The organism is Wolbachia endosymbiont of Nomada ferruginata, from assembly GCF_001675785.1.
GTDB classification, from domain to species: domain Bacteria; phylum Pseudomonadota; class Alphaproteobacteria; order Rickettsiales; family Anaplasmataceae; genus Wolbachia; species Wolbachia pipientis.
Map to the genome: position 1 here is coordinate 1 of NZ_LYUY01000074.1, position 7,046 is coordinate 7,046.

Annotated in this window: 7 protein-coding genes; all 7 read left to right on the plus strand. The window is 37.6% G+C overall.

Annotated features, from left to right (window positions below; genetic code table 11):
- Nucleotides 1-1,250, plus strand: a 1,250-nt coding sequence (locus tag BA053_RS04675; protein ID WP_065106819.1) for an ankyrin repeat domain-containing protein, incomplete at its 5' end; no start/stop codon positions are given.
- Nucleotides 1,247-3,064 carry a phage terminase large subunit family protein gene (locus tag BA053_RS04680; RefSeq protein WP_065095279.1) on the plus strand — a complete coding sequence of 606 codons (1,818 nt, stop codon included), beginning with the start codon at nucleotides 1,247-1,249 and terminating at the stop codon, nucleotides 3,062-3,064. The genes BA053_RS04675 and BA053_RS04680, both read left to right, overlap by 4 nt.
- Nucleotides 3,057-3,281: a gpW family head-tail joining protein gene (locus BA053_RS04685; protein ID WP_065094324.1), complete on the plus strand. Its 225-nt coding sequence runs from the start codon at nucleotides 3,057-3,059 to the stop codon at nucleotides 3,279-3,281. Before BA053_RS04680 ends, BA053_RS04685 begins: the two co-directional genes overlap by 8 nt.
- On the plus strand, nucleotides 3,282-4,700 hold the full coding sequence (locus BA053_RS04690) for a phage portal protein (RefSeq protein WP_065095278.1): 1,419 nt from the start codon (nucleotides 3,282-3,284) through the stop codon (nucleotides 4,698-4,700).
- Nucleotides 4,697-5,767 (plus strand): S49 family peptidase, encoded by a 1,071-nt coding sequence (locus tag BA053_RS04695; protein ID WP_065094326.1) that lies wholly within the window; start codon nucleotides 4,697-4,699, stop codon nucleotides 5,765-5,767. The genes BA053_RS04690 and BA053_RS04695 overlap by 4 nt, the downstream gene beginning before the upstream one ends.
- 27 nt (nucleotides 5,768-5,794) lie before the next feature.
- Complete coding sequence (locus tag BA053_RS04700) at nucleotides 5,795-6,166, plus strand: head decoration protein (RefSeq protein ID WP_065094327.1); 372 nt, start codon at nucleotides 5,795-5,797, stop codon at nucleotides 6,164-6,166.
- Nucleotides 6,167-6,192: 26 nt separating this feature from the next.
- A partial coding sequence (locus BA053_RS04705) for a major capsid protein (RefSeq protein WP_065106820.1) occupies nucleotides 6,193-7,046 on the plus strand: 854 nt, incomplete at its 3' end.

The following is a 7,046-nucleotide window of genomic DNA, read 5'->3' on the forward strand; positions in this document are numbered from 1 at the left end:
AAGCGCTAATTAATAACAAATACGGGTCAGAACAAGATAGTTTACTTCATTTAGCTGCAATGATAGGTGAAATTAATGCAGTTAGATATTTGATAGGAAAAGGTATTGACGTTAATATACGAAATGCTTTGCATCATACTCCATTACATCTAGCAGCAGGCATAGGACATGAGAATATTGTCAAAATTTTAGTGGAAGAAGGAAACGCTGAAATCGAGGTTTTTGATGCACGAAATCAGACACCAATGCACTATGCAGTTAATAACAAAAAGTTGGAGATAGTAAAGTTACTGCTAAGGCTAGGAGCAGATGTAAATAGCGCGCGCATAGGACAAAACTCAATGAAATTATCACCTGTGCATATAGCTGTAAGTAATACTAATTACGATGAAAGAGACTTATGTCTTGATATCCTCAAATGCTTAATAAAGGAGCCTAATGCTCAAGTCAATTTGCAAGACTACGAAAGTAAAACACCACTACATTACGCTGAAAGACTTAAAACAATAGAAGTTTTACTAACACGAGAAGATATAGACCCTCTGGTAAAAGACGATAGCGGCAAGACACCATTTGATTACGCTAAACCTGAGATAAAAAAGGCTTTGATGAGTAATAAATACGGTTCTGAAAAGAATAGTCTATTGCATTTAGCTGCACAAAAAGGAGAAATTGAGCTTATAGATGCAATTTTAAAGGAAGAAATTGATATTGATATTTCAAATAATAAAGGTTTATCACCGATTTACCTTGCTGCAGAAAAAGGGCATTTACATGTAGTAAAGTTATTGCTGAAAAAAGGAGCAAATTATACACCTATTTTACATTTAGCAATCAAATCAAACAATTTAGAATTACTAAAAGTTTTGTTTACTGAAAAAAATGGGGCATTGCTCTGTAGAGATACAGCTGTCAAATTTCCAACCCTTAATAATAAATATATAGCACAGAGAGAAATAGCAGATAAAAGGATGAAAAAGCATAATAACATTATCTGCATCTATATTACGGTCAGCGCAATAGCAGTAGCAGCATATATAGGTTTAACAGCAACAACAATAAGCAGTGCAATCATTTTTGCAACAATGACAGGGATATTTGCTCTTGCTGTAGCAATAATGCTAAGTGAGATAAGAAAAAGATATATAGAAAACGAATTTCAGAAAAAGATGTTTATGGAACTGGAAGAGTGTAGTCCTACTGTTAATGGTGTTGAGTTAGAACCAATTGTGAGTAGATGCAGGCAATGATATATGCTAGAGCTTTTTCTGAAGGTTTAAGACCAGATCCGCAGCTTAAAGTATCAGAGTGGGCGAATGAGTATCGAGTTTTAGCGCCAACTGCAGCATCAGAGCCAGGAAAGTGGAGAACAGAGAGAACTCCTTATTTAAAAGAAATCATGGATTCACTATCTCCATCTTCTCCAGCGGAAAAAGTAATATTCATGAAAGGAGCGCAGATTGGAGGAACAGAAGCAGGAAATAATTGGATAGGCTATATTATAGACCAAACACCAGGGCCAATGCTAGTAGTACAGCCAACAGTTGAAATGGGAAAGCGTTGGTCGAAGGGAAGATTTGCACCATTAATAGAGAGTACACCATGTTTAAAAAGTAAAGTAAAAGACCCAAGGTCAAGAGATTCAGGCAATACTGTACAGAGTAAGGAGTTTCCAGGTGGAATAGTAGTAATAACTGGAGCAAATAGCAGTGTAGGACTGAGATCTATGCCAGTAAAATACCTCTTTCTTGATGAAATAGATGCTTACCCTGGAGATTCAGGAGGAGAAGGAGATCCAGTTTTACTCAGCATAGCTCGAACCAATACATTTGCACGTCGAAAGATTTTTCTGGTATCAACACCAACGATTCATGGAATAAGCAGAATTGAAAAGGAGTTTGAAGCGACAGATAAGAGATACTTTTTTGTTCCCTGTCCGCATTGTAGTTATTATCAAGTTTTAAAATGGTCACAAATAAAATGGGAAAATAATGATTCGAGAACAGCACATTATATTTGCATAGAATGTAGCGGAAAGATAGAAAATCATCAAAAGACAGAGATGCTTGAGCGTGGAGAATGGAGAGCTATAGGGGTAAAAAAAGGATTTCATCTTTCAAGTCTTTATAGCCCAGTTGGCTGGTATAGTTGGCAACAAGCAGTAGAGGATTTTCTGCATGCCAAAGAAAGTGAACAATTACTGAAAGTTTGGATCAACACAACGCTTGGAGAAACCTGGGTAGATAAGGGAGAAGTACCAGATTGGAAGCAATTATTTAACAGGAGAGAATTTTTTCCCGTAGGCACAGTACCTAGGAGAGAAGTGGTACTTACCGCAGGAGTAGATGTACAAAAAGATCGTTTAGAAGTAGAAGTTGTAGCCTGGGGAAAAAGCCGCGAAAGTTGGTCAATAGACTATCGAGTATTTGAAGGAGATACTGGGGGTAGAGAAGTATGGAAAAAACTTTCGGAGTTACTCAATCATCATTTTATCGGTGAAAATGGTCTTGAATACATGATAAGCATGATGGCAGTAGATGCAGGGTATGCAACACAGGAAGTATACAATTGGGTAAGAGGTCATCAAGGATCTGGAAGAGTAATGGCAGTGAAAGGTGTAAATAAAGCACTAGTACCACTTAGTAGCCCAAGTAGAGTAGATGTAACAGTTGGTGGTCAAAAGCTAAAGAGAGGAATAAAGCTCTGGCCAGTAGGAGTATCGATATTAAAGTCAGAGCTTTTTCAACTACTTAATATTTTAAAAGAAGAAGAAGGAAAAGCTCTACCTGGATATTGTCACTTTCCAGAATATGCACCTGAATATTTTAAGCAGCTAACGGCAGAGCAATTAGTCAGCAAGGTAGTAAAAGGATACACTAAACAAGAGTGGCAAAAGGTAAGAGAAAGAAATGAAGTACTAGATTGCCGGATTTATGCCAGAGCTGCATCTATTGCGCTTGGAATTGATCGTTGGCCAGAGAGTAAATGGAATAGTCTGAGTGGAAAAATGGAAAGTAAAAAGCCTAAAAAAGTAAGACAGAGTAAGTGGTTGAAAAATGTATAACGAAGAGTATTTGTTTCAAGTTGAACAAGCAATAAAGAAGCTGCAAAACGGAGAGCGAGTAGTATCAATTGCATATGGTGACCATGTGGTGAGATATGCTGAAGTCCAGATAAATGACTTGCTGAATCTACGGCAACGTATTAAGGCTGAATTGAAAATTGTAGGTGTGAAACCTAAAAGAAAGATTGTTTTTTCAACAAATAAAGGAATTTTATAAATGCTACTAAAAACCTTCAAACAATTATTCTACAAGCCAAAAATCAAAAATTCAGCCTGGGATGCATCAGGCTCAGGGAGAAGGGTAATGTATTGGCAAGGAGAAACAGGAAGCATAAATAATTTACTTTCTCAGAGCCTTGAGCACTTACGTAGCCGTTCTCGGGATATGGTGAGAAAAAACCCATATGCGGCAAATATCATTGATACAATAGTAAGTAACTCTATTGGAACAGGAATAAAACCGCAATCAAAAGCAAGGGATGGAGAATTTCGAAAGAAAGTACAAGAATTATGGCTGAAATGGACAGATGAAGCAGACAGTAATGGGATAAGTGATTTTTACGGATTACAAACTCTAGTATGCAGAAGTATGATAGAGGGAGGAGAATGTTTTGTACGGCTGAGATACGAAGATGGTCTTTGTGTACCTCTGCAATTACAAGTACTTGAATCAGAGCATTTAGACGATAAGAGCAATCAAACCCTTGCCAACGGTAATGTAATTAGAAACGGGATTGAGTTCAATAGGCTTGGGCAGAGAGAAGCGTATTACCTATTTAGAGAACATCCAGGTGAAGGCTCATTTGGAGAGTCAGTGAGAGTGCCAGCAAATGATGTTTTACATATTTATAGACCACTAAGACCTGGTCAGATCCGAGGAGAGCCATGGCTTTCTAATATACTGCTAAAGCTCTATGAGCTTGATCAATACGACGATGCAGAGCTAGTAAGAAAGAAAACAGCAGCGATGTTTGCAGGGTTTATTACGAGACTTGATCCTGAAGCAAATATCATGGGAGAAGGTGAAAGTAATGAGCAAGGAATAGCACTATCTGGCCTAGAACCTGGAACAATGCAGCTTTTAGACCCAGGAGAAGATATAAAATTTTCAGAGCCGTCAGATGTAGGAGGAAGTTATGAAGCGTTTATGAGACAGCAACTCAGGGCAATAGCAATAGGCACAGGGATAACATATGAACAGCTAACAGGAGATTTAACAGGCGTTAATTATTCATCCATTCGAGCAGGATTGATAGAGTTTCGCAGGAGGTGCACGATGTTACAGCATAACATTATGGTATTTCAGTTTTGCCGTCCTGTATGGGATAGGTGGTTAGAGTTAGCACTACTTTCTGGAGAGCTAGACATAGGTGAAGAATGGACAAAGGGAAAAGAAGGAGCAAAAAAAGAAGTAAAATGGATAGCACAAGGGTTTGATTGGGTGGATCCGCTAAAAGATCAGCAAGCACAGCAAATGGCAGTAAGAAATGGATTTAAGAGTCGATCAGAAGTAGTATCAGAAATGGGTTACGATGTAGAAGAAATTGATCAGGAAATTGCTGAAGATCAAAGACGTGCAAGTGAACTGGGCTTAAGTTTTGATTCTGACGTTACGGCCAATCAAGAGGTGATATGAAGCAACAAACAACATGGTTAAACAAATGTGTAATGGTAGAACCAAGGAGTTTTGAATTACTGTCACTACAAACAGGAAAGCAGCCTATCTTTAAAAATATAAAACATGCAGTAAGAAATAGTGAAAGAGGAATAATACCGATACATGGAATCTTGACAAAAAAGTCAGAAACTTTTGATGATATTTTTGGAATGACTTCCTATAATCAAATAGAAGCACAAATTACACAAGCAATAGAAGATAGTGATATAGAAACAATCCTGTTGGATATAGACAGTCCTGGAGGAGAGGTCAATGGAGTGTTTGACCTTGCTGATTTTATTTACAGTGCAAGGGGAAAAAAGAGGATAATAGCGATAGCAAATGATGATGCATATTCTGCAGCGTACGCTATAGCTTCTAGCGCTGAAAAGGTATTTGTGAGTAGAACTTCAGGAGTAGGAAGCATAGGAGTAATAGCAAGTCATATAGATCAAAGTGGGTTTGATGAAAAACAGGGAATAAAATATACGACAGTATTTGCAGGAAGTAGAAAAAATGATTTAAATCCACATGAGCCAATAACTTCTGAGAGTTTAGAAAACCTAAAAAGCGAAGTGAATCGTTTATATGGAATGCTGGTTGAGCTAATAGCACGCAATAGAAACCTTTCTGTAGAGGCAATAAAATCAACAGAAGCAGGGCTATATTTTGGCGAGAAAGCAGTAGAAATAGGTCTTGCAGATGGAATTACAATTCTTTCAGAGTTTAAATCTATTAATAAAAACAGGAGTATTACTATGAACGAACAAACTACAACTGACCTAGAAACTGATAATTCAACTAATAAAATCAAGTATCGTACTGAAGTTCTTGAATTAATACGTTTATGTAACTTATCACGAATGCCAGAGAAAATAGGAGAATTTATTGAGCAGGGCGTAAGTGTTGAGCAAGCAAGGGAGGTTTTAATGGAATTACTTGCAGAGCGAACGAAAAAGACAGAGATACTGAGTGCAATACCACAGAATTCAGGAGAAGAGTTGATGATGCAGGTAGCGAAAAGTCGTGCGCAATCAGGCATTTAAAATATATAACAAAAGGAGAAAAGCAAAATGAGTACTATAACCGAACAAAATAATCTAGGTGACTTATTAAAGTATGAGGCATCAAGCCTGTATTCAAGAGACTTAATAGCAGTAGCTAAAGGTCAAAATCTTAAACTTGGTACAGTTGTTGGTCGTGATAAAGACAACATGATTAAGGTAATAAATCCAACTGCCACAGATGGCACACAAACAGCGATAGGTGTAATAACAAGCGATGTAAATAGCAAAGATGGAGATACTAAAGCAATAATAATTACTCGTATTGCTCTTCTTGCCGATCATGCAGTTGTATGGCCAGCAAATATCACTGAAGAGCAGAAAGCTGCAGCAATAAAGCAACTTGAAGCACGAGGGATCATTGTCCGCAAGGGAGTGTAACTTAAATTAATGAGGGGGAGAAAAAAATGCAAAATCCATTTACAAATACAGCATTTAGCATGACGGCACTAACAAATGCGATAAATATATTGCCGATAAATTATGGACGAGTTGAAAATTTAAATTTATTTCCAAGTAGGTCAGTAAGATTTAGACATATTACGATAGAAGAACACAACGGAGTGTTAAGTTTACTACCAACGCAAGTACCAGGAGCACCAGCAACAGTAGGAAAAAGAGGAAAAAGAAAGGTAAGAACATTTACGATTCCGCACATTCCGCATGATGATGTAGTGCTGCCAGAAGAAGTACAAGGAATAAGAGCTTTTGGATCAGAGAGTGAACTTAAAGCGCTGGCAGATGTAATAACCGATCATTTACAGCTAATGAGAAACAAACACGCAATAACGTTAGAGCATTTGCGAATGGGAGCGCTGAAAGGGATTATTCTGGACGCAGATGGCAGTGAATTATTAAATCTGTACAACGAATTTGAAATTACGCCAAAAGTAGTAAATTTTGCACTAGGAACAGCAACAACAGATGTAAAACGTAAGTGTATGGAGGTATTGAGGCACATAGAAGATAACCTAAGTGGTGAATATATGACTGGAATTCATGCCTTGGTAAGCCCTGAGTTTTTTGATGCATTAACTTCGCATAGTAAAGTGAAAGAAGCATATGAAAGATGGCAAGAAGGTGCAGCGCTAAGGAATGATATGAGGTCAGGATTTACGTTTTGTGGTATAACGTTTGAGGAATATAGAGGACAAGCAACCGACCCTGAAGGAACTGTGAGAAGATTTATTGAGAAAGATACAGGGCACTGTTTTCCACTAGGAACAGCGAGCACATTTACAACATATTTTGCACCAGCAGA

Coding starts and splice junctions, on each gene's coding strand:
- BA053_RS04690 (WP_065095278.1), top strand. CDS start 3,282: ATGCTACTAAAAACCTTCAAACAATTATTCTACAAGCCAAAAATCAAA.
- BA053_RS04700 (WP_065094327.1), top strand. CDS start 5,795: ATGAGTACTATAACCGAACAAAATAATCTAGGTGACTTATTAAAGTAT.
- BA053_RS04685 (WP_065094324.1), top strand. CDS start 3,057: ATGTATAACGAAGAGTATTTGTTTCAAGTTGAACAAGCAATAAAGAAG.
- BA053_RS04680 (WP_065095279.1), top strand. CDS start 1,247: ATGATATATGCTAGAGCTTTTTCTGAAGGTTTAAGACCAGATCCGCAG.
- BA053_RS04695 (WP_065094326.1), top strand. CDS start 4,697: ATGAAGCAACAAACAACATGGTTAAACAAATGTGTAATGGTAGAACCA.